This window comes from Faecalibacterium sp. Marseille-P9590, from assembly GCF_017377665.1.
In the GTDB taxonomy this organism is placed as follows: domain Bacteria; phylum Bacillota; class Clostridia; order Oscillospirales; family Ruminococcaceae; genus Faecalibacterium.
Map to the genome: position 1 here is coordinate 1 of NZ_JAFREF010000008.1, position 20,766 is coordinate 20,766.

Here is a 20,766-nt window from a genome sequence, read left to right on the forward strand (position 1 = left end):
CTCGAAAGTAGCGGGCACTTTTCTGGTTCTCTTTTGGTGCGCAAAAGAGAACTTAACTTTTGTCATAGAAAAACTTCATCCGTAACAATATGTACTTTCCCTTGCTGCCCCATCAGCTCCTCCTCCGGCAGCGGCGGAGCCTTCTCCGCCCAGAGCCACCACCCGGCCCAGAGGACGGGGACCGCCGCCGCAAGGGCCAGCCCCGGCCAGAGCACAGCCGGATAGCCCAGCGCCGCACTGCCGGGCCAGAACACCGCCGCTGCGCAGAGCGCCAGCGCCGTCCAGCCCTCCCAGAAGATCGTCGTCCATTGTGTTTCCTGTCGCATGGCTTTTCGCCTCCTTCTGGCCCCAATATAACGCACTCCGGGCGAAAAATGAGGCGAAACGGCCCGCCTTACACACAAAAACATCCCGGTTTGAGCCGGGATGTTTTTCTAATTCTGGTCATGACTCTTCCCCACCCACGAGCAGACGACTCCGCACACAAGGCTGGTGGTAATACCTGCCGCAGCGGCAGTCAGCCCGCCGGTGAGGATGCCGATGGCCCCTTCCTCTTCGATGGCCGTCCGCACGCCTTTCGCCAGCAGATGGCCGAAGCCCAGCAGCGGCACGGTGGCCCCGCAGCCCGCGAACTCCGCCAGCGGCGCATACCACCCCACCGCCGAGAGAATGACGCCTGCCACCACATAGCCCGTCAGGATGCGGGCCGGGGTCAAACCGGTGAGGTCGATGAGCAGCTGGCCGATGACGCAGATGCAGCCGCCCACCACGAAGGCCCAGAAGTAATTCATCCGTTTTCCTCCTTCTGCTGCGGGCTGCGCAGCTCCACGAGATGGGCGATGGCCGGGATGCTCTCCTTCTGCAAAAAGGTCGTCTGGCTCATCAGCGCACCGGTGGCGATAAAGAGCACCCGCTTCTGCGTTCCCTTCTCGAGGCGGGGCAGGATATGCCCGCAGAGGACGGAGGCGCAGCAGCCCGGGCCGGAGCCGCCGCTCTTCACTGTCTGCTCGGCGGCATCGTAGAGGATGCAGCCGCAGTCCACATGGTTCTTGAGCAGAAGACCTTCTGCCGCCAGCAGGTCGCGCAGGAGCTGGCTGCCCACATGGCCGAGGTCGCCGGTGTAGATGCGGTCGAAGTCCGCCGGGGCGCTGCCGGTGTCCTTCAGATAGTGCAAAAGAGTTGCGGCGGCAGCGGGGGCCATGGCCGCACCCATGTTGTTGATGTCTTTTATTTTATAGTCCTGCACCCGTCCGAAGGTGGCGGCGCAGAGCTGCACCCCCTCACCGGCGGGCCGCAGCAGGCAGGCACCCGCCGCCGTAGCCGTCCACTGGGCGGTGGGCGTCCGGACAGCGCCGTAGCTCAGCGGCGTGCGGAACTGACGCTCTGCCGCGCAGAAATGGCTGGACGTCATCGCCAGCAGGCCGTCGGCCATGCCTGCACTGCACAGCGCCGCGCCGAGGCCCAGCGCCTCGGCCATCGTGCTGCAGGCCCCGAAGAGGCCGGCAAAGGGGATGCCCAGCTCCCGCAGGGCGTAGCTGGACGCGGTACACTGGGCCTGTAAGTCGCCCGCCAGCGCGAGGCTGACGTTATCCGGCGTCGTCTCAGCCTTTTTGAGGCAGAGCCGCGCCGCCCGCAGGGCCATTTCTTTCTCGGCGGCCTCCCAGTTGGACTGGCCGAAAAAGTTGTCGGCGCTCAGCTCGTCGAAACAGGCGGCAAGGGGGCCTTCACCCTCCTTTTTGCCGCCGATGGCCGCATGAGCCGCCACGACGGGCGGCGTCGGGAACAAAAGAGTGTCTCCGCGTCGTGCAGCCATCACAGTTTCCTCCTTTATGGGGCTGATTTTATCTGTTTTTTGTGGTATACTGAATTTTAGTGTGAAAGTGCAATTTCCGCACTTCCTTATGCGTATCCTTGGCAGGGGGACTTTTACTGCAGCAGCCAGTAGACGCTGCCGTAGAGAACCGCCGCCAGCGTACCGTATACGATGACCGGCCCGGCGATGATGAACATCTTCGCGCCGGTCCCCAGCACACGGCCCTCGGTCTTGAACTCGATGGCCGCACTGACCACTGCATTGGCAAAGCCCGTGATGGGTACGAGGGTGCCTGCGCCCGCTTTCGCGGCCAGCTTCTGGTAGAGGCCCAGCGTCGTCAGCAATGCCGACAGCGCCACCAGCGTGCAGCTGGTGAGCGTCCCGGCCAGCTCTTTGTCGAGCCCCATGGTCAGATACCACCCGCGCAGCACCTCGCCCAGCAGGCAGATGCTGCCGCCCACGCCAAACGCCCAGAGGCAGTCCCCGCCCAGCGGCGAGGGCGGGCCGACCCGGCGCACCCTGCGCCCGTATTCCTCAGCCGACATTTTCATCCTGTTCGCCTCCCGGGAATAGGATGTCCGCCCGTGTGCAAAAATATACACACCCTCAACAAGAAAGAAGGTCCATTATGAATCCCTCCGCTCCTCATCCTCACCGCCGACGCCTCACCCGCGCCGAGGTGCGCCGCCGCAGACGTAACCGCGCCATCCGCCGGGTGGCCGGCCTTACCGTGATGCTCTGCGTCGCCGCAGGCGGCGTCTCCTTCCTGCTCACCCGCCATGCCGTCGTCCCCAGCGCTTCGGCGGCGTCCGCCATCTCCATGCCGGCCCAGAGCATCGCCGATTCCACTGTGAGCTCTGCCGAGAACACCGCTGCGCCCGCCAACGCCCTCGGCCTCACCGCCGCCAACGCCCTCGGCCTCACCGCCGACGAGGCCCGCGCCATGCTGGCCGACCCGCTGATGGTGCTGGTGAACCACACCAGCAAGATGCCGGACGACTATACTTTTGATACCAAGGAGTGCGGCTCTGCCACCGCCGTCAACAAGACGCTGCAGACCGTGGCCTGCGACGCCTTCCTTGAGATGCAGAAAGCCGCTGCCGCCGACGGCGTGACCGTCTGGATGCAGAGCGGCTACCGCAGCGTCAAGTACCAGACCAGCCTCTACGAGCGGAAGACCAAATACTACCTCGACAAGGGCTACGACAATGCCACTGCCAAGGAAAAGGCCGCTGCCGTCGTCAACCCTCCGGGATACTCCGAGCACAACTGCGGCCTCGCCGCCGACCTGAACAGCCCGGAGCACACCGGTCTGGACGAGGGCTTCGAAAAGACCGCCGCCTTCCGCTGGCTCTGTGAGCACGCGGGCGACTACGGCTTCATCCTCCGCTACCCCAAGGACGCCGAGGACAAGACGGAGATCATCTACGAGCCCTGGCACTGGCGGTATGTGGGCGTGGAGAACGCCGCTAAGATCAACGCCAGCGGCCTGTGCTTTGAGGACTATATCGAGACTCTGCAGAGCATCGCCGCCGAGGGCTGAATCCACTGGTGAAGAAAAGGTTAAAATTTCACGCTTCGTTTGCAATTCTGCCGTCGATATGGTAGACTATCTTGGGGTTTTGGGCCGACAGTTTTCGGGGCGGCCGGGCCTCAGAATTTTAACGACAAAAGAGGGAAATCTTTTATGAATATTCGTCTGAAACTCGTCCTTTCTGCTGCTGCGCTGGCTGCAGGCTGTGTCCTGCTGGCAGGCTGCGGCGGCTCTGCCTCTTCGGCATCCTCTGCCGCTTCGAGCGCAGCGTCCTCCGAGGCCGCCAGCCAGAGCGCTTCTTCCGAGCCGACAGCTTCCGTTTCCGCTGAGGAGAACGGCGCTTCCGACGCCGTGGCTTCTGCCGTAGACGCTCTGCTCGAGGCCGACCCCATCTCCAACCAGTTTGAGATAACGGCCATGAACATCGAGTACGACTTTGGCCTGAAAGCCGACGATGTGACCAGCTACAAGGGCCTCAAGAGCAACGACAACGGCGACGCCGGTCTGGTGCTGGCCATCCAGCCCGCCGCTGGCAAGGCACAGGACGTCATGGACACCCTCAAGACCTACCAGCAGGACCAGGTGGCTTTCTACGGCAACTATGCTGAGTTTGCACAGGCACAGTCCAACGTGGAGAACGCCATCATCGACGGCGGCGACGACCTCGTGGTGATGGTCATTGCCTCCAACGACTGCTCTTCTGATTTGACCAGCGCCGTGAAGGACGTTCTGGGCAAATAAACAGACTCTCTCGGGCCGGTGCCGTGGCGGCATCGGCCTTTTTCGGCTTTATCACAATGTTAAAAGGAGGCTGACGCCGTGGTCTTCAGCACCATCATCTTTCTGCTGCGCTTTCTGCCCATCACACTGGCGCTGTACTATCTCGCGCCCCCGAAACTCAAAAATACCGTTCTGTTCCTGTGCAGCCTCGTGTTCTACTGCTGGGGCGAGGTGCGTTTTTTCCCGGTCATGCTGGCGCTCATCCTCATCAACTACCTCTGCGGCCTAGGGCTTGAGCGCTTCGAGCAGAACAAGGCCGCCCGTCTCATCCTGCTGCTCATCGCGCTGGCGGGCAGTCTCGGGATGCTCTTCTACTTCAAGTATGCAAATTTCGTGCTCAGCAGCATCAATGCCATCTTCGGCACCGGTTTTGCGTCCATTCAGGGCATCAGCGTACTGCCGCTGGGCATCAGCTTCTACACCTTCCAGACACTTTCCTACACCATCGACGTCTACCGCCGGGATGTGGAAACGGAGCATAACATCATTGATTTTGGTGCTTACGTCGTCATGTTCCCCCAGCTCATCGCCGGCCCCATCGTCAAGTACCGGGACGTCTCCGACCGTCTCCACGTCTACAAAGGCCGCTATGAGCTCAAGCAGATCGAGGACGGCATGACCCTGTTCACCTTCGGCCTGGCAAAGAAAGTCCTGCTGGCCGACGCCATCGGTGCGCTCTGGACGGACATCATCGGCGTAGCGGACAGCCCCTCCGTCTCCTTCGTGGGCCTCGCCAACGCCTCGACCCCGCTGGTCTGGCTGGGCGTCATCGCCTACTCGCTCCAGCTCTATTTCGACTTTTCCGGCTACTCCCTGATGGGCATCGGCATGGGCAAGATGCTGGGCTTCGACTTCCCCCAGAACTTCAACTACCCCTATATCTCCGCGTCCATCACCGAGTTCTGGCGGCGCTGGCACATGACGCTGTCCGGCTGGTTCCGGGAGTATGTGTATATCCCCCTCGGCGGCAACCGCAAGGGCCTCAAGCGACAGATTTTCAACCTGTTCGTCGTCGAACTGCTCACCGGCATCTGGCACGGCGCGAACTGGAACTTCATCTGCTGGGGCCTGTACTATTTCGTGCTGCTGGCTCTGGAAAAGCTCTTCCTCCTGCCCTACCTCAAAAAGGGCAGGGTCTGGCCCCATATCTACACCCTCTTCCTCGTGGTCGTGGGCTGGGCCATGTTCGTGGGCAACGACGCAGGCGTGGAGTTCGGCCTGCTGTTCCGCAAGCTTTTCATCCCTTCCGGCGGCGTGATGCCCCTTTACTTCCTGCGCAACTACGGCGTACTGCTGGCGGTCTCCGTCGTCTGCTGCACCCCGCTCATCGAAAAGCTGTGGAAGCTGCTTTCCCGCAATGCCATCACCAAGGCGCTGACCATTCTGGTGCTGCTGACGGTCTCGATGGCTTACGTCGTGGGCAGCACCAACAGCCCGTTCCTGTATTTCAACTTTTAAGAGGAGGCGTGAACGATGGACAAACATTCAAAGCGCTCCGCTTCGATTTTCCGCTATCCGGTCCTTATCGCATTCACCCTGTTTTTTGCCGGGCTGTTCGTGCTGGACCTTGTCACGCCGGACCGGGCCTACAGTGAACTGGAAAACACCACCCTCTCCCAGCAGCCCAGCCTGTCCAGCGTCTCGGCTGATGGGCTGAACAAGTTCTTCACGGCCTACACGAAATACGTCAAAGACCAGGTGGCGGGCCGTGACAACTGGGTCGCCCTGCAGAGCACCGTGGAAACGAAGGTGATGCAGAAGGAGCAGAGCGGCGGCATCCTGCTGGGCAAACAGCACATGATGTTCCCCCGCACCTACGGCCTCGTTTCCAGCGAGACGCGCACCCTGCCCAAGAACACTGCCGCGCTGGAAGCGCTCTGTCAGCGGTACCCGGGCAAGGTCAACGTGATGCTGGTGCCTGCGGCGTCCGCCATCTACCCGGAAAACGTCCCTGCGGGCGCTCCGCTGCTGGACGAGGACTGTTATCTCGACTCGCTTTCCGATGCCGTACAGGCCGCCGGAGGCCGCTTTGTGGACGTGCGGCAGACCCTCACCGCGCACAAGGACGAATATATCTACTACCGCACCGACCACCACTGGACGAGCGCCGGCGCATACTACGCCTACAAGCTGCTCTGCGACACCCTGGGCCTTACGCCCTTTGATCCCTCGGCCCACACCGTGCTGGCGGCAGACGGCTTCTACGGCACCCACTACTCCAAGGCGCGGACGCCGGACGCAAAACCGGACACCATCACTTATTATGACCTGCCGAACGAACTGACCATCTACTCGGTCAGCGGCCCCGGCCAGCCCGCCGACGGTGAGACGACCGGCCTGTATGACACGGCCAAGCTGGACGTTTACGACAAGTATGCCATGTTCCTCCACGGCAACAACGGCCTGAGCCGCATCAAGGGCGACGGCACCGGGCGCATTCTCGTCATCAAGGACAGTTACGCCAACTGCTTCGTGCCTTACCTGACGGCCAACTACGCCGACATCGACGTGGTGGATTTCCGCAATTATAACTACGGTCTGGACAAGCTCATTGCGGACAACGATTACGACCAGCTCCTCGTGCTCTACAGTTTCGACAGCTTCAAGAGCGACCCCTACCTCTACCGGGCCGGCGTAGCGGGCTGATACCGGGAATTATTGCAGTATTTTTCCACAAACTTCCGAGGTGTTTTTCATGCATTTTCCCGGGTTTTTGTGGTTTCTATCCAAAACCCTTGCACAAAATCCAGCATTGTAGTAGAATGATGCTGTCAGAGAAGTTAGCTCTGCAAGAGGGATCTTTGCAGCGCGGTGCGGTGCGCCGTCTGCTGATATGAAGGAGTGATTCTTTATGAAGAAATATATGGAGTTGCCTGCTGATTACGCAGTGCTTTCTGACGATGAGATGACCTACACCACCGGCGGCAGCGCTGTTGGCGGCGTCGTCACCATCGTGGGCGTGGCCGTTCTGGCATCCAGCTATGTCTGGGGCATCTCGCAGGCCAGAGACTGGCTGAGCGTTGACAGCAACCGCAGGGGCAATCCTCTCACCGTTATGGGCCGTGCAATGGACGCCATCAGCGACGATATGTCCAAATCGCCTTCCAACTTCCTGCGTGACGTTGTTTCTACCGGTACGGTGGTGGCTCTCGCTCCCCTGAGCGCGCTGCTGCTCATCCTGTAAGTTTCCCCTGCGGCTTTTCGGGAACTTCTATCTTTCGTCAAACCGGCGCACACCGCGCTGTTTTGGGATATTGTTCGTAAAGGAGTGCTACTATGGAAAACATCATGATGCTGCCCGCTTCCTACTGCGTGATGAACGAAGAGGAAATGACCTATACCACCGGTGGTGCCAGTGCTATTCAGGCTATCGCTGCATGGGTCTTCCCTCCTTATGCATGGCTTGCGGGCGTCACCGCTATCCGTGATTACCGCAAGAAGAACCCTAATACTTGGACTCAGGATGGTCTGGACTATTTCGCAAATGATATGGGGAAGAGTGTGTCTAATTTCCTCTATGACCTTGCGTGTGCCAGTTGGGTTCTGGGTACCTCCGCTACCGGAATTGGCCTTGTGATTAACGCAGCTCTTATCCTGCTTTAATAAATCAGGAGACTCCAAAGAACAACAAAGGCGGCGGCTCTTCCCGTAAGGGAAGGGCCGCCGCCCTCTTTTTATCTGTCCATACAAAAGCAGAGGCACCCAAACCGGATGCCTCTGCCTGTTTATAGACGTGCTGATTTAGTTATTGAACATATCCTTCAGCTTTTTGAAGAAGCCCTTGCGCTTTTCGTAGTTATCCTCTTTCAGGGTCCCCTCGAACTTCTTCAGGGCCTCACGCTGGGTGCGGCTGAGCTTCTTGGGGATCTCGACCTCGCACTTGACGTACATATCACCGCGGCCTCTGCCATTCACATACTGGACGCCCTTGCCGCGCAGGCGGAAGGTGGTGCCACTCTGGGTGCCTTCCGGCACATTGACCTCGACCTTGCCGTCGATGGAAGGCACCGTGATGGTATCGCCCAGGACAGCCTGACTGTAGGTGATGGGGAAGACGACGTAGATGTTGTTCTCGTCGCGCTGGAACACCTCGCTGGGCCGGACAGTCACCGCCACGATGACGTCACCTGCGGGGCCGCCGTTGGTGCCGGCATTGCCCATGCCCGAGAGGCGGAAGCCCTGATCGTCGTCGATGCCCGCAGGGACATTGGCCTCCAGAGTCTTCTTGACCGCGATGGTGCCGCTGCCGTGGCAGCTCTTGCAGGGGTTCTTGATGAGCTTGCCCTTGCCGCCGCAGCGGGAGCAGGGCTGCTGGGTCTGCATGACGCCGAAGGGCGTACGCTGCTGACGAATAACAAAGCCTCTGCCGCCGCAGTCAGGGCAGGTCTCCGGGCTGGAACCGGCGGCGCAGCCGCTGCCGTGGCACTCGGTACACTCCTGCTGACGGGTAATGGTGATGTTCTTCTTGCAGCCATGCACCGCCTCGTCAAACGTCAGGGTGATGCGCACCCGGATGTCCTGACCCTTGCGGGGGGCGTTGGGATTCGCCGAACGGCTCGAGCCGCCAAAACCGCCGAAGCCACCGCCAAAGATGTCGCCAAAAATATCGCCAAGGTCAACACCGTCGCCGCCAAAACCGCTGAAACCTCCAAAGCCGCCGGGGCCGCCGCCGTTCTGGGCGGCGTAGTTGGGGTCAACACCGGCAAAGCCGTACTGGTCGTAGAGCTGGCGCTTCTTCGGGTCCGAAAGCACCTCGTTTGCCTCGTTGATCTCCTTGAACTTTTCCTCGGCTTCCTTGTCGCCGGGGTTATAGTCCGGGTGGTACTTCATGGCCAGCTTGCGGTAAGCCTTTTTGATCTCCGCGTCGGTGGCCGTCTTGGATACACCCAGCACTTCGTAGTAATCACGTTTCTCCTGTGCCATAATCCAATCACCTCTCGTATAAGCAGCAACCTCCCCTATATAGCAGCGCACTGCCGCTTCCAGTACAGACAGCCCTCAAGCAAATCTGTACAAGCCTGACCGGCCTGCCAATGGCTTCCCTATCAGGGGAGCTGGCGAGCGTCAGCGAGACTGAGAGGTTTTCTCTATAACCAGCAAGAGCCGCCCCGGCAAAACCGGAGCGGCTTTTGCTATTCTACGCGCATACCCGCCGGTTTGGCCGGATACGCACTGCTGTGTCTCAAATCAGACTTCCTTGAAGTCTGCGTCCACAACGCCGTCATCGTTGGGCTTCTGCTGACCGTTTGCGCCAGCATCGGGGCCGGGCTGTGCGCCTGCGGCCTGCTGCTGGGCAGCAGCGGCAGCCTGATACATCTTCTCGAAGACGTGGCTCAGAGCATCCTGCTTTGCCTTGATGTCGTCGATGGAGCCGGACTGGACAGCGGTCTTCAGGTCGGCCAGCTTTGCCTCAGCCTCGCTCTTGACGTCGGCGGGCATCTTGTCGCCGTTCTCCTTCAGCATCTTCTCAGTCTGGAAGACCATCTGGTCGGCGCCGTTGCGGATGTCCACTTCCTCGCGCTTCTTCTTATCGTCGGCAGCAAACTGCTCAGCTTCCTTCACAGCCTTGTCGATGTCGTCCTTGGACATGTTGGTGGAAGCGGTGATGGTGATGTTCTGCTCCTTGCCGGTACCCAGGTCCTTCGCGCTGACCTTCACGATGCCGTTTGCATCAATATCGAAGGTGACTTCGATCTGAGGCACACCACGGGGAGCCGGAGCGATGCCGTCCAGATGGAAGACGCCGAGGCTCTTGTTGTCGCGGGCAAACTCACGCTCGCCCTGCAGGACATTGATCTCAACAGAGGGCTGGTTATCCGCAGCAGTGGAGAAGACCTGGCTCTTGTGGGTAGGAATGGTGGTGTTGCGCTCAATGATCTTGGTGCAGACGCCGCCCAGAGTCTCAATACCGAGGCTCAGCGGGGTGACATCCAGCAGCAGCAGACCCTTGACGTCGCCCTGCAGGACGCCGCCCTGGATAGCAGCACCGACAGCCACGCACTCATCGGGGTTGATGCCCTTGAAGGGCTCGCAGTTCAGTTCTTTCTTGACTGCATCGTAGACAGCGGGGATACGGGTGGAACCACCGACCATCAGGACCTTCTTCAGATCAGATGCGCGCAGGCCGGCATCCTGCAGAGCCTTGCGGACAGGGGTCATGGTGCGGTCGACCAGATCTGCGGTCAGCTCGTTGAACTTTGCACGGGTCAGGGTCATATCCAGATGCTTGGGGCCGGTAGCGTCAGCAGTGATGAAGGGCAGGTTGATCTGGCTGCTCATAGCGCTGGACAGCTCGATCTTTGCCTTCTCGGCAGCTTCCTTCAGGCGCTGAGCGGCCATCTTATCCTTGCGCAGGTCGATGCCGTTCTCGGTCTGGAAGGCGTCAGCCATCCAGTCGATGATGCGCTGGTCGAAGTCGTCGCCGCCCAGATGGGTGTCGCCGTTGGTGGCCAGAACTTCGGTGACGCCGTCGCCCATCTCGATGATGGAGACATCGAAGGTGCCGCCGCCCAGGTCGTAGACCATGATCTTCTGGTCATCTTCCTTATCGATGCCGTATGCCAGAGAAGCGGCAGTAGGCTCGTTGATGATACGCTTGACGTTCAGGCCGGCGATGGTGCCGGCGTCCTTGGTAGCCTGACGCTGGCTGTCGTTGAAGTAAGCAGGAACGGTGATGACGGCCTCGGTGACAGGCTCGCCCAGATAAGCCTCCGCATCAGCCTTCAGCTTCTGCAGGATCATAGCGCTGACCTGCTGGGGAGTGTACTCCTTGCCGTTCAGGGTCACCTTGTGGTCGGTACCCATCTGACGCTTGATGGAAGAAACGGTGTTCTCGGGGTTGGTGATGGCCTGACGCTTTGCGACCTGACCGACCAGACGGTCACCGGTCTTGGTGAAGCCAACAACAGACGGGGTGGTGCGGGCGCCCTCGGAGTTTGCGATGACGACGGGCTCGCCGCCCTCCATGACAGCCACGCAGCTATTCGTAGTACCAAGGTCAATACCAATGATTTTGCTCATAAATGAAGTCTCCTCTCAAAAGAACTTGTTTATCTCATGCTTAGATATGAAGCGGATGTCTATATTCAAAACCCCTGCGGGTCTTTGCGGATTTACTCGGCCACCACGACGGTCGCGTGGCGGACGATCTTGTCGCCCAGCTTGTAGCCTTTCTGGTACACCGTGATGACGGTGCCGCTCTCCTGCCCGTCCGGGGCGGGGATCTGCTGGACGGCGTTCATGAAGTTGGGGTCAAAAGGCTTGCCCAGCGCCTCGATCTCCTCTACATGGAGGGCATCCAGTGCCTTGGCGGCTTTGTCCAGCGTCATAGTCACGCCCTTTTTGTAGTTCTCGTCGGTGGTGGGGGCGTTGGCTGCCATTTCCAGCGTGTCCAGGATGGGGATGATCTGGTTCACGGCGAAGGACACGCCATCGTTGAACTTCTGGTCAGCCTCGCGGGTGGAGCGCTTGCGGTAGTTCTCGTACTCCGCTGCCATCCGGAGCAGCTGGTCTTTGGCCTGTGCGGCGTTCTTCTCGGCTGCGTCGAGCTTTGCCTTTACGGCGTCCATCTCGCGTGCCTTCTTATTGAACCAGCCATCTTTCTTCTTGGCGTCTGCGGGTTCTGCCTCGGTCTCCTTCTCGGGGGCTGCGGCGGTCTCGGGCGCTTCCTGAGGTGCGGCTTCGGTCTCCTTTGCTTCCTGCTCGGGAGCTTCTGCCGTCTTTTTGGTCTCTTCGCTCATTCCAGATCCTCCTTATATATCACAGTCCGCCGGGGTGCGGCCATCTGCGGGGTGTCTTTTCGTTTGCCGCTCATGCCCTCGCCAAGCTCGTCGGCAAAGAGGTGGAGCAGCGGCATCAGCTTCTGGAAGGGCATCCGGGTCGGCCCGATCAGGGCCACCGTACCCCACAGCCCGCCGCCTACCAGGTAGCGGTCGCTGACGATGCACAAGCCGGGGATCTGAGGTTCCAGATCCTCACCCAGCAGCACGCTCTCACTGCGGTCTGCCGGGGGTGCGATGATGTGGGCCGCCTGCTCTTCGTCGTTCAGCAGGGTGAGGATGTCGCCCACCTTGCCTTCGAGCTGCGGCCAGTTGAGCAGGTACTGCTCACCGCCCAGAAATACGTGGGGCTGTGCGGAATCCTGCAAAATCGCAGCGGCTGCGCTGATGACCGGAACCAGCTCCGGGTCGATTTGGCTGCACAGCTCTGCCAGCAGCCGGTTGGACAGGTCCACCGGCGCAACGAAGGTCAGGTTGCGGTTGAGCAGCGCGGCCAGCGCAGCGGCGTTCTCGCGGGAGAGGCCGGTGCGGACCCGCGCCACACGGGTGCGAACGTAGCCCGCCGTCGTGACGGCCAGTACAGCCGCCGCGCTGCGGCCCACCTGAACGACTTCGTAGTGGGCGACGCAGAGGTCTTCGGCACAGGGGGTGCTGACGGCCGCGGTGCAGCCGCTGATGGCGGCCAGCGCCTTTGCAGCGCCCTGTGCGAGCTTTTCCGGCTCATGGTCGAGGCTGGCGAAAACGGCTTCGACGCGGGCGCGGGTCACGCGGTCCAGCGGCTGGTCGTCCGTCAGCAGATTGTCGAGATAATAACGGTAGCCTTTGGCACTGGGGACACGGCCCGCGCTGGTGTGGGGCTGCTCCAGCAGACCCAGCTTGGTCAGCGCCGCCATTTCGTTGCGCAGCGTGGCGCTGGACACAGCCATATCAAAATAGTTTGCCAGCACACTGCTGCCCACAGGCTCGCCCTCGAGGCCATACAGCGCCACGATCGCCTGCAAGACTCGCTGCTTGCGTGCATCCATCGTCATAGCGCCTGCCTCCTTTTTGGCTTTCGTTTCTTTAGCACTCCGTCTTCCTGAGTGCTAAGACCATTATAGCCAAAAATTTTCCCCTGTCAATAGCTTCTCGAAAAAGTTTATAAAGATTCATAATTCTGTCATAAACAAAAAAGGGAGCGCCTGCCAGAAACGCAGACGCTCCCTCTATTATAATAATGTTCACTCTTCCATCTGCTTTGCCAGGAACGCTGCCGCCACAGCCACAGCCTTCTGCTGGGCAGGGTCGGGCTGCTGGGTGCGGTCCTCGGCCAGCAGACCCACGGCCCCGGTGACATCCCCTGCCGCGATGATGGGCCACGCGCAAAGCAATGGCCGCAGCGAACCCTCGCAGGGCAGCAGGACATGCTCGGGGTCACCCTCGCTGAGGTAGGGCTTGCGGGACTCCATCACCTTTTCCAGCGGCTGGCTGACGCTGCGGTCGGCAAGGTCGCGCCTCCCCGACCCGGCTGCGGCGAGGATGCGGTCACGGTCAGCCACGAAGGCCGTCAGGGCGAAGCTTCGGCTCAGTACCTCGGCGTACTGCACCGCCACCCCCTGCAGCTCCCCCACCGGGGAATACTTCTTAAAAATGACCTCGCCGTCGCCGGTGGTGAAGATCTCGAGGGGGTCACCGCGGCGGATACGCTGGGTGCGGCGTATCTCCTTCGGGATGACCACCCGGCCCAGCTCATCGATGCGGCGGACGATTCCGGTTGCTTTCATCTGTGTACCATCCTTCCCATTCTGCATTTTCCCATGCTGTGTAGTTATTATGTGGAAGCGGCAGGGAAATATACACCTGCCCGCCCTGTGTTTGCCAAACAGGGGCGGCTATGATACAATGAGCTTATATTTATAGCAGTTTGCGTTTTTAATGCACAAGCAACATCCGCAAACTGCATATCGCAAATATGCTATTTTGATAGGCACTATTTTTGAAAATTGCGATAGAAAGGATGGGCAGAGGATGCAGCAGATTTTGATTTTGGGCGGCGGCGCAGCCGGTCTGGCCGCTGCGCTGGCGGCAGCACAGACCGCAGAGGGCCGCGCACACATCACCGTGCTGGACAAAAACGTGAAGGTGGGCAAAAAGCTTCTGGCCACCGGCAACGGGCGCTGCAATCTCGACAACCGTGACATCACGCCGGAGCGGTACTTCACCAGCAGCCCCAAGGCCCTGCGCCGCCTGCTGAGCGCCGTGGACGAGGCTGCGCCGCTGGCGTGGTTCGAGAGCCTCGGCCTCTACCCCCGCACCGACGAGGCCGGGCGGGTGTACCCGTATTCCAATCAGGCAGCGGACGTACTGGCCCTGCTGGAGCACCATCTGTCGAGACTGGGCGTCGAGGTGCGCACCGGCTGCACCGTCCAGAACCTGAGCCAAAGCCGGGGCGGCTATGCCGTCCAAATCGAGACAGAGGCAGGCCGCGAGACCCTGCGGGCCGACGCCGTCATCTGCGCCATGGGCGGTGATGCCGGCCCTCAGTTCGGCACCGATGGCTTCGGCACCCGGTTCGCCGCCCAGTGCGGCGGACGGATGGCCCCCCTCTATCCCTGCCTGACAGCCCTGCAGTGTGCTCATCCCCGCAAGTCGCTGGCCGGCATCCGGGCCAAGGGCTGCGCCAGCCTGCTGGACGGCGCAGATGGCCGCGTGCTTGCCCGGGAAACGGGCGAGGTGCAGTTCACCGAGTACGGGCTTTCGGGCATCTGCATCATGCAGCTTTCGGGTCTGTTGGCCCCGGGGCGCGGGCCGAAGCGGCCTGTCGCGGCCCTCGACCTCTTCCCTGCTCTGAGTGAAACCGAGCTGGCCGCGCTGTTCGCCCAGCGGGTCGGACTACTGGGCAGCGAGGCGGCAGAGTTCTGGCTGGGCTTGCTGCCCGCAAAGCTGGGCCGTGCCCTCTGGGCCGATGCCGGTTTACCTGAAAACGCCCGCGCCCTGCCCGCCTCCGCGTGGCCGAAACTCGCCGCCACGGCCAAGTGCTGGCGGTTCGAGGGCTTGACGCCCTGCGGCTGGAAGCAGGCTCAGACCACCGGCGGCGGCCTGCTTCTGGACGAGGTAGAGGACGATTTCCAGTTCAAGGGCTGTCCGGGACTCTACTTCGTGGGCGAGACGCTGGACTGCGCCGGCAGCTGCGGCGGCTACAACCTCCACTGGGCCTTCGGCAGCGGCATCATCGCCGGGCGGGCGGCGGCAAAGCTTCGCAAAAAGAAGAAGTAAACCAGCAAGCCCCCGGAAGGTCGTCTTCCGGGGGCTTGCTTTTTGTGTTATTTGTTTGCGGCCTTATCCAGCTCCGCCTCCTCGGCGGCAGCCTCGGCCTCTTCTTCCTTCTGATACTCTTCAAAGGCCGACCACATGGGCTCGATGTCCTCGCCCCGGACGCGGCGGGCAAAGTAGTTCCTGGTGATGTCCACCACAGTGCCGGACAATGCCAGCACGCCGATGAGGTTCGGTATCATCATCAGGCCGTTGAAGGTGTCGGAGAGGTCCCACGCGAGGCCCAGCTTCATGGTCGCGCCCACGACAGTCATGCAGACAAAGACGACCTTATAGATGCGGCTTCCCGCCGTGCCGAAGAGATACTCCACGGCCTTGGTGCCGTAGTGGCTCCAGCCGAGGGTGGTGGAGTAGGCGAACAGCAGGATGGACACAGCGATGAACTTCGGGCCGAAACTGCCGAAAGCCGCCGTGAACGCCTGGCCCACCAGCGCATTGTCCTGCACACCTGCGAGGACAGCGCCGCTCTCGATGTCTACCACGCCGGTGGTCAGGATGACGAGGGCCGTCAGGGTGCAGACCACGATGGTATCGGCGAAGACCTCAAACACGCCCCACATGCCCTGATGCACCGGCTCCTTGACGTTAGAGGCCGAGTTGACCATGACCGCAGAGCCGAGGCCGGCTTCGTTGGAGAACGCGCCGCGCTTGAAGCCCCAGGTGATGGTCTGGCTGATGCCGTAGCCCAGCGCGCCGCCGCCTGCAGCGTTGAGGTTGAATGCACCCTTGAAGATAGCCGCCAGTGCCGCCGGGATATTGCCCGCGTGCATGACCACGATGATGAGCGCACCTGCAACATAGAACAGTGCCATCAGCGGCACCAGCTTTTCCGTGACAGCGGCCACCCGCTTGAGTCCGCCGATGACGATGAGGGCCGTCACCACCATCAGCGCAAGGCCGGTGGCGAGGTACGGCAGATGGAAGGCCGCGTTCATGTTGCCGGCGATGGAGTTTATCTGGCTCATGTTGCCGATACCGAAAGACGCGAGGATGCAGAAGCAGGCAAACAGGACAGCCAGCACCCTGCCCGCTGCCTTACAGCCGGGCTTTGCGCCCAGACCGTCGGTCAGATAATACATCGCGCCGCCGCTCCACTCGCCTTTTTCGTTCTTGCGGCGGTAGTAGACGCCCAGCACGTTTTCCGCAAAGCTGGTCATCATGCCCAGCAGGGCCATGACCCACATCCAGAAGATGGCACCCGGGCCGCCGGAGACGATGGCCGTGGCCACGCCCACGATGTTGCCGGTGCCGATGGTGCCTGCCAGCGCCGTACACATGCTCTGGAACTGGCTGATGGCCATGTCTTCCTTGCTGGTGTGGGCGGTGACGTCCTTATTGGTAAAAATAGCACCGATGGTATGCTTGAGCCAGTAGCCCATCCGCCGGAACTGGAAAAAGCCGGTGCGGACGCTGAGCCACAGGCCGGTGCAGAGCAGCAGTGCCAGACCGAACGGCCCCCAGACGAAGCCGTTGACCACATTGTTGACGCGCGTGACGATGTCCACCATATGAAATCCCCCTCTGATCATCCCAAACAAAAATGCGGGCAGAACCTCTTTTCCAAAGGCTCTGCCCGCAAAAAACTCAGCGTATGACCCCGCACAGGACACCTTTCCTGCACAAAAGACGTTTGCTCTGTCCTTTTGCCTGAGAGATCGGCCCAAACGGCCTTACACCTTCGGCACCCGCCTCCTGCAGGCTTCTCCAGAGTGCGGCACACCCGGCTCACCGGGCGGCACATCTTGCGATTCGGTTCTCACCACATGCACAACTGTACACAATGGAGATACTTTATCACATTTCCGGCTTCTTGGCAAGCCTTTTACCGCATTTTATTCCCGAGTTTCATCTTTCATACCAGAAAGTGAATTTTATTATGGTGTGACTTTTTTCGTCCTTTATCGGTCGATGGGCGGTACATCATCGGGGCTGCCCATCGTGTCCAGCCACTCCAGCGCTTTCAGCTGGGGCGGCAGATGCGGCACCGGTTCGCTGTCCGGGTCGTCGTCGGGCGGGGCCACGAGGTCTTTCGGGCTTTCGGCCCCTTCGAAACCATGGGCAAGGCCGTCCGGACTGGCGTCGCCGTCGCGGCGGGCTGTCTCACAGCAGTCCAGCCCCTCGTAGGCACTGGCCGGGCCGATGTCGAGCCAGAAGTCCTCCCGCTCTTCCCTGCTGGGGGTATCATCGAATTTCATAGTATTTCCCTCCTTTTCTGCATAAAGGTTCCCCCATCAGGCCATGCTTTATGCAGTTTTTTAGAAGCCGTTTTCGTGAGCGGGGTTCGCCGAATGGCGAGGATTTTTACCCGCAGACAAGGCGATTTCCCGCAGCGATCCTTGGTGGATTGCAAGGGGAAGCAACGCAGTATACGGATAAAAAGACCGCTCAGGCGGTGTGCAATACTTACGAAAACGGCTTCTCAGGGAGGAAACGGGAGATGAAAGAAAAAGGCTGGAGACCCTTCTGGGCCGCACTGCTGGCGGCGCTGCTGGTGCTGCTGCCGCTAGTGGGCGGCACCGTGCTGCTCACCCGCCGCTCTCTGCGGACAAGACTGGCCTCCCGGCCTCAGAGCGGCGTCGCCATCCGTCAGCCGAAGGAAGAGAACCGCCTGAGTCTGCTGGTCTGCATCGCTCCCACCGAGACGACAGCACCCGGCTTTCTGCTGCTCTACCTGAATGCCAGCCAGAACTGTGTCCACGCGCTGGCTCTGCCCGGAGAGCTGACCGTACCCTTCGGAGCGGACGAAACCGCCCTCTCCGACTGCTACCGCGCCGCCGGCCCGGCCCGCTGCCGGGAAGCACTTCTCTCAGCTCTCTCCCTGCCCGAGGACACCCACTATCTCGCCCTTGCGCCGTCCGTTCTGCAAGCCATCGCCGACCGGTACGGGATGCTTCGGGTGGGTTTTTCGGGAGCGCTGACCGCCGAGGAGCTGGCCCTCACCGGGTGCAGTTCCAATGTGCAGGCCGTCTCGGCCCGGGAGGCAGAAGAACTGCTCAACGGGATGGAGGACACTGTCTCGCCCGCCCACAAAGCCGCCGCCCGGGCAGCGGTGTGGGACGCCTTTTTCCGGCAGGAGCTGGAACTTCTGCCCGTTGCCCTGCCGGACGCCCTGCGCGCCCACAGCTCGAGCCTGCTCACCGATTTGACGGCGCAGGACCTGCTCATTTTAGAAGATACGCTGGAATTTCTCGCTGACCGCTCTGCCGCCATCCACACCGAGGCCCTGCCCGGCGGGTGGGACGGCGAATGCTACACCCTCACCGACGACTCCCGTGCCGCCGTGCAGGCCCTCTTCAACGTCTCACCCACCGAGGCACAGCTCTCGTCGGCCAGCGAGCCGTAACCCAGCACCAGCGTCCCGCCCAGAGCGGTCCCGCCGCCGGTGAGGTCATAGTCACTCAGGAGGCTGAGCCGGACGCCTTCGGCCTCAGCGGCGGCCCGGAGAGCATCGTCCGGCGGCGGGTCGCGCAGTTCGGCCAGCAAGTGCAGGCCGGTGTGCAGGCCGGTGAGGTGCAGTTCTTCCGGCGCAAAGGCTTCCCGCAGGGCTTTTGTCAGGGCGTCCCGCCGGGCCTTATAGGCCACCCGCTCCCGGGCCAGATGGCGGGTGAAGTAGCCGCCGGTGATGAACCGCGCCAGTGTCTGCTGCTCAAAACGGCTCACCGTGCCGGAGTAGAGGGCGTATTTCGCATGCCATGCGGGCAGAAGCTGCTCCGGCAGCACCATGTAGGCAATGCGGATGCTGGGCGCGAGGCTGCGGGAGCAGGTGGAGAGGTAGACCACCGGCCCGTCGGCCCCCGCCATCCCCTGCAGGCTGGGCAGGGGCCGGGTGTCGAAACGGAACTCAGAATCGTAGTCGTCCTCGATGATGTACCGCTGTCCGGGACGCCGTGCCGCCCAGTGGAGCAGTTCTGCCCGGCGTCCGGCGGGCATGGTGACGCCCGTGGGGAACTGGTGGCTGGGGGTAACGTAGCACACCGCCGCCCCCGACTCCGACAGCGCGCGGATGGAAAGCCCGTCCTCGTCCACCGGCAGACAACAGCAAGAGATGCCGTTGTTTTCCAGCACCTGCCGGGCGCGGGGGTAGCCGGGATTTTCCACTGCCGCCGGCCCGGGCAGGAGCGGTGCCAGCAGGCCCAGCAGATATTCGAGGCCCGCGCCAACGACGAGCTGGTGCGGGCCGCACCGCACACCGCGGTACTCCTCAAGGTACTCGGCCAGTGCCTGCCGCAGCGAGAGGTCGCCCTGCGCGTCACCGTGGGTCAGCAGCTCCGGCGAAGAGTAGAGCAGCTCTTTTTGCAGCCGCGCCCATGTGCGGAAGGGAAACAGCTCCGGGTCTACGCCCCGGGTGGAGAGGTCGTAGCGGACGGGCTGCTCCGGCGCTGGCGCTGCCTCGGGCTGGGGCGGCGCGGCGGACTCTGTCCGCTCGGGCAGGGCCAGATATTCCTGTACATAAAAGCCGCTGCGCTCCCGCGCCTCCAGATAGCCCTCCGCCGCCAGCATCTGGTAGGCCGCGTCCACCGTGTTCACCGAGACAGAAAGCTCTGCCGCCAGCCGCCGCTTGCCGGGCATCCGGGTTCCTGCAGAAATCGCCCCCGTCCGCATCTCGGCGGCGAGGCTGCGGTAGAGCTGTTCGTAGAGCGGCACACCGGACGCCGCGTCCAGTGCTGTCGTCAAATGGACCATAAAAAGCCCCTCCTTTTCGGGCAGTGCGCCAAACTGACCCCATAAAAAATCTTTATTCTGGGTATTTGCACAGTGCCAGTTTTGCGTATAATAGGAGCATACCCGCAAGAGCCAAAAAAGTCAATCGGTTTTGTGGGTATTTCGTAAAACTGGGAGGGAAAATCATGTCAACAACTGCAATGTGGCTGCTGCTGGCAGTCGTCGTCATCGTTATCGTCTTTGCAAGTGTGCTGTATAAGCGCACCTTCACCGTCCACGAGCTGGCGCTCACCGGCGTCATGGCCGCGCTGAGCCTCGTGGCCTACCTGTTCTTCCGTGTGCCGTTCTACGGCGGCTCTTCGTTCCATCTGGGCAACACCTTCACCGCCCTGACCGCCCTGCTGCTGGACGGCGTATCCGGCGGTCTGGCCGGTGCCATCGGTCTGGCTCTGGCCGACATCCTGGCCGGTGACCCGGGCTATGCCGTCACCACCTTCGTCCTGAAGTTCATCATCGGCATCACCTGCGGTGCAGTCGCTCACAAGGTGTTCAAGCTCCGTGAGCTGGACAAGCACGCCCCCGGCTATCTGGCCAAGGTGATTGTCGCAGCTGCCTCCGGCCTGCTGCTGAATGTCTTCACCGACCCGTTCCTCGGCTACTTCCGCAACGTCTACATCTTCGGCCAGGAGTACACCATCGCCAAGGCTCTGACCAAGATCACCGGCGGCGTCACCTTCGTGAACAGCGTGGCCTCCACCGTCTGCGTCGTCATCCTCTACCTAGCCCTGCGCCCGGCCCTCGAGCGTGCAAACCTGCTGCCCAAGGCCGAGAAGAAGGCCGACAAGTAACCAACTTCCATTCCTGTCTGATGTACTCATAAAGCGAAA

At 61.4% G+C, this 20,766-nt stretch carries 21 protein-coding genes and 1 riboswitch; of the genes, 9 read left to right on the forward strand and 12 right to left on the reverse strand.

All coding sequences use genetic code 11. The features are described from left to right. Positions 1-62: 62 nt before the first annotated feature. From J3349_RS09540 to J3349_RS09555, 4 genes are all read right to left on the reverse strand, one after another. On the reverse strand, positions 63-326 hold the full coding sequence (locus J3349_RS09540; protein ID WP_207677252.1) for a peptidoglycan synthetase: 264 nt from the start codon (positions 324-326) through the stop codon (positions 63-65). 108 nt (positions 327-434) lie between these two features. Beyond that, a complete protein-coding gene (locus J3349_RS09545) occupies positions 435-791 on the reverse strand; it encodes a SpoVA/SpoVAEb family sporulation membrane protein (protein ID WP_158398340.1) in 357 nt (118 codons plus the stop codon). After that, positions 788-1,813: a stage V sporulation protein AD gene (locus J3349_RS09550; protein ID WP_207677253.1), complete on the reverse strand. Its 1,026-nt coding sequence runs from the start codon at positions 1,811-1,813 to the stop codon at positions 788-790. The genes J3349_RS09545 and J3349_RS09550 overlap by 4 nt, the downstream gene beginning before the upstream one ends. A gap of 113 nt (positions 1,814-1,926) precedes the next feature. Continuing rightward, a complete protein-coding gene (locus tag J3349_RS09555; protein ID WP_207677254.1) occupies positions 1,927-2,364 on the reverse strand; it encodes a SpoVA/SpoVAEb family sporulation membrane protein in 438 nt (145 codons plus the stop codon). Between the two features lie 77 nt (positions 2,365-2,441). On the opposite strand from J3349_RS09555, the gene J3349_RS09560 reads away from it, so the two are divergent. The 6 genes from J3349_RS09560 to J3349_RS09585 all read left to right on the forward strand — a co-directional run bounded on the left by J3349_RS09560 (position 2,442) and on the right by J3349_RS09585 (position 7,730). Then, complete coding sequence (locus J3349_RS09560; protein WP_207677255.1) at positions 2,442-3,356, forward strand: M15 family metallopeptidase; 915 nt, start codon at positions 2,442-2,444, stop codon at positions 3,354-3,356. Positions 3,357-3,500: 144 nt separating this feature from the next. Then, entirely contained in the window at positions 3,501-4,088 is a 588-nt protein-coding gene (locus tag J3349_RS09565; RefSeq protein ID WP_207677256.1) for a DUF4358 domain-containing protein, read from the forward strand. 78 nt (positions 4,089-4,166) lie between these two features. Beyond that, a complete protein-coding gene (locus J3349_RS09570; protein WP_207677257.1) occupies positions 4,167-5,585 on the forward strand; it encodes an MBOAT family protein in 1,419 nt (472 codons plus the stop codon). Positions 5,586-5,600: 15 nt separating this feature from the next. Next, positions 5,601-6,773 carry a DHHW family protein gene (locus J3349_RS09575; RefSeq protein WP_207677258.1) on the forward strand — a complete coding sequence of 391 codons (1,173 nt, stop codon included), beginning with the start codon at positions 5,601-5,603 and terminating at the stop codon, positions 6,771-6,773. 205 nt (positions 6,774-6,978) lie between these two features. Further along, a complete protein-coding gene (locus tag J3349_RS09580) occupies positions 6,979-7,311 on the forward strand; it encodes a hypothetical protein (RefSeq protein WP_015564456.1) in 333 nt (110 codons plus the stop codon). 92 nt (positions 7,312-7,403) lie between these two features. After that, on the forward strand, positions 7,404-7,730 hold the full coding sequence (locus J3349_RS09585; RefSeq protein ID WP_149793994.1) for a hypothetical protein: 327 nt from the start codon (positions 7,404-7,406) through the stop codon (positions 7,728-7,730). 138 nt (positions 7,731-7,868) lie between these two features. Here the strand turns inward: J3349_RS09585 and dnaJ are convergent, their stop codons facing one another. From dnaJ to J3349_RS09610, 5 genes are all read right to left on the reverse strand, one after another. Beyond that, positions 7,869-9,050, reverse strand: a complete 1,182-nt coding sequence (dnaJ, locus tag J3349_RS09590; RefSeq protein ID WP_149793996.1) for a molecular chaperone DnaJ — start codon at positions 9,048-9,050, stop codon at positions 7,869-7,871. 264 nt (positions 9,051-9,314) lie between these two features. After that, the gene (gene dnaK, locus J3349_RS09595) at positions 9,315-11,147 is read right to left on the reverse strand and encodes a molecular chaperone DnaK (RefSeq protein WP_158395384.1); all 1,833 of its coding nucleotides are present in this window, start codon (positions 11,145-11,147) and stop codon (positions 9,315-9,317) included. A gap of 92 nt (positions 11,148-11,239) precedes the next feature. After that, entirely contained in the window at positions 11,240-11,866 is a 627-nt protein-coding gene (locus J3349_RS09600) for a nucleotide exchange factor GrpE (protein ID WP_207677259.1), read from the reverse strand. Then, on the reverse strand, positions 11,863-12,936 hold the full coding sequence (gene hrcA, locus J3349_RS09605) for a heat-inducible transcriptional repressor HrcA (RefSeq protein ID WP_149793999.1): 1,074 nt from the start codon (positions 12,934-12,936) through the stop codon (positions 11,863-11,865). Before hrcA ends, J3349_RS09600 begins: the two co-directional genes overlap by 4 nt. Positions 12,937-13,125: 189 nt before the next feature. Continuing rightward, positions 13,126-13,668, reverse strand: a complete 543-nt coding sequence (locus J3349_RS09610) for a stage V sporulation T C-terminal domain-containing protein (RefSeq protein WP_158400354.1) — start codon at positions 13,666-13,668, stop codon at positions 13,126-13,128. A gap of 244 nt (positions 13,669-13,912) precedes the next feature. Here J3349_RS09610 and J3349_RS09615 point away from each other — a divergent pair, with 244 nt between their 5' ends. Then, complete coding sequence (locus J3349_RS09615; RefSeq protein ID WP_207677260.1) at positions 13,913-15,160, forward strand: aminoacetone oxidase family FAD-binding enzyme; 1,248 nt, start codon at positions 13,913-13,915, stop codon at positions 15,158-15,160. Between the two features lie 47 nt (positions 15,161-15,207). Here J3349_RS09615 and J3349_RS09620 read toward each other — a convergent pair whose 3' ends face one another. Together J3349_RS09620 and J3349_RS09625 are read right to left on the reverse strand one after the other, a co-directional pair. Continuing rightward, on the reverse strand, positions 15,208-16,725 hold the full coding sequence (locus J3349_RS09620) for a sodium:alanine symporter family protein (RefSeq protein WP_207677261.1): 1,518 nt from the start codon (positions 16,723-16,725) through the stop codon (positions 15,208-15,210). Between the two features lie 117 nt (positions 16,726-16,842). Beyond that, positions 16,843-16,935: riboswitch (glycine riboswitch) on the reverse strand. Between the two features lie 180 nt (positions 16,936-17,115). After that, positions 17,116-17,412 carry a hypothetical protein gene (locus tag J3349_RS09625; RefSeq protein ID WP_207677262.1) on the reverse strand — a complete coding sequence of 99 codons (297 nt, stop codon included), beginning with the start codon at positions 17,410-17,412 and terminating at the stop codon, positions 17,116-17,118. 242 nt (positions 17,413-17,654) lie between these two features. Between J3349_RS09625 and J3349_RS09630 the strand changes: the two genes are divergently transcribed. Further along, positions 17,655-18,560, forward strand: coding sequence for a hypothetical protein (locus J3349_RS09630; protein WP_207677263.1), 906 nt, complete (start codon positions 17,655-17,657; stop codon positions 18,558-18,560). Here J3349_RS09630 and J3349_RS09635 read toward each other — a convergent pair. Then, positions 18,467-19,900, reverse strand: coding sequence for a PLP-dependent aminotransferase family protein (locus tag J3349_RS09635; protein ID WP_207677264.1), 1,434 nt, complete (start codon positions 19,898-19,900; stop codon positions 18,467-18,469). The two genes, J3349_RS09630 and J3349_RS09635, sit on opposite strands and share 94 nt — an antisense overlap. Before the next feature lie 164 nt (positions 19,901-20,064). Between J3349_RS09635 and J3349_RS09640 the strand changes: the two genes are divergently transcribed. Then, complete coding sequence (locus J3349_RS09640) at positions 20,065-20,727, forward strand: ECF transporter S component (protein ID WP_242699606.1); 663 nt, start codon at positions 20,065-20,067, stop codon at positions 20,725-20,727. The last annotated feature ends 39 nt before the right edge of the window (positions 20,728-20,766 follow it).

Bases quoted from the DNA above. Each gene is read 5' to 3' on its own strand.
- J3349_RS09540 (WP_207677252.1), bottom strand. From the start codon at position 326: ATGCGACAGGAAACACAATGGACGACGATCTTCTGGGAGGGCTGGACG.
- J3349_RS09545 (WP_158398340.1), bottom strand. From the start codon at position 791: ATGAATTACTTCTGGGCCTTCGTGGTGGGCGGCTGCATCTGCGTCATC.
- J3349_RS09550 (WP_207677253.1), bottom strand. From the start codon at position 1,813: ATGGCTGCACGACGCGGAGACACTCTTTTGTTCCCGACGCCGCCCGTC.
- J3349_RS09555 (WP_207677254.1), bottom strand. From the start codon at position 2,364: ATGAAAATGTCGGCTGAGGAATACGGGCGCAGGGTGCGCCGGGTCGGC.
- J3349_RS09560 (WP_207677255.1), top strand. From the start codon at position 2,442: ATGAATCCCTCCGCTCCTCATCCTCACCGCCGACGCCTCACCCGCGCC.
- J3349_RS09565 (WP_207677256.1), top strand. From the start codon at position 3,501: ATGAATATTCGTCTGAAACTCGTCCTTTCTGCTGCTGCGCTGGCTGCA.
- J3349_RS09575 (WP_207677258.1), top strand. From the start codon at position 5,601: ATGGACAAACATTCAAAGCGCTCCGCTTCGATTTTCCGCTATCCGGTC.
- J3349_RS09580 (WP_015564456.1), top strand. From the start codon at position 6,979: ATGAAGAAATATATGGAGTTGCCTGCTGATTACGCAGTGCTTTCTGAC.
- J3349_RS09585 (WP_149793994.1), top strand. From the start codon at position 7,404: ATGGAAAACATCATGATGCTGCCCGCTTCCTACTGCGTGATGAACGAA.
- dnaJ (WP_149793996.1), bottom strand. From the start codon at position 9,050: ATGGCACAGGAGAAACGTGATTACTACGAAGTGCTGGGTGTATCCAAG.
- dnaK (WP_158395384.1), bottom strand. From the start codon at position 11,147: ATGAGCAAAATCATTGGTATTGACCTTGGTACTACGAATAGCTGCGTG.
- J3349_RS09600 (WP_207677259.1), bottom strand. From the start codon at position 11,866: ATGAGCGAAGAGACCAAAAAGACGGCAGAAGCTCCCGAGCAGGAAGCA.
- hrcA (WP_149793999.1), bottom strand. From the start codon at position 12,936: ATGACGATGGATGCACGCAAGCAGCGAGTCTTGCAGGCGATCGTGGCG.
- J3349_RS09610 (WP_158400354.1), bottom strand. From the start codon at position 13,668: ATGAAAGCAACCGGAATCGTCCGCCGCATCGATGAGCTGGGCCGGGTG.
- J3349_RS09615 (WP_207677260.1), top strand. From the start codon at position 13,913: ATGCAGCAGATTTTGATTTTGGGCGGCGGCGCAGCCGGTCTGGCCGCT.
- J3349_RS09620 (WP_207677261.1), bottom strand. From the start codon at position 16,725: ATGGTGGACATCGTCACGCGCGTCAACAATGTGGTCAACGGCTTCGTC.
- J3349_RS09625 (WP_207677262.1), bottom strand. From the start codon at position 17,412: ATGAAATTCGATGATACCCCCAGCAGGGAAGAGCGGGAGGACTTCTGG.
- J3349_RS09630 (WP_207677263.1), top strand. From the start codon at position 17,655: ATGAAAGAAAAAGGCTGGAGACCCTTCTGGGCCGCACTGCTGGCGGCG.
- J3349_RS09635 (WP_207677264.1), bottom strand. From the start codon at position 19,900: ATGGTCCATTTGACGACAGCACTGGACGCGGCGTCCGGTGTGCCGCTC.
- J3349_RS09640 (WP_242699606.1), top strand. From the start codon at position 20,065: ATGTCAACAACTGCAATGTGGCTGCTGCTGGCAGTCGTCGTCATCGTT.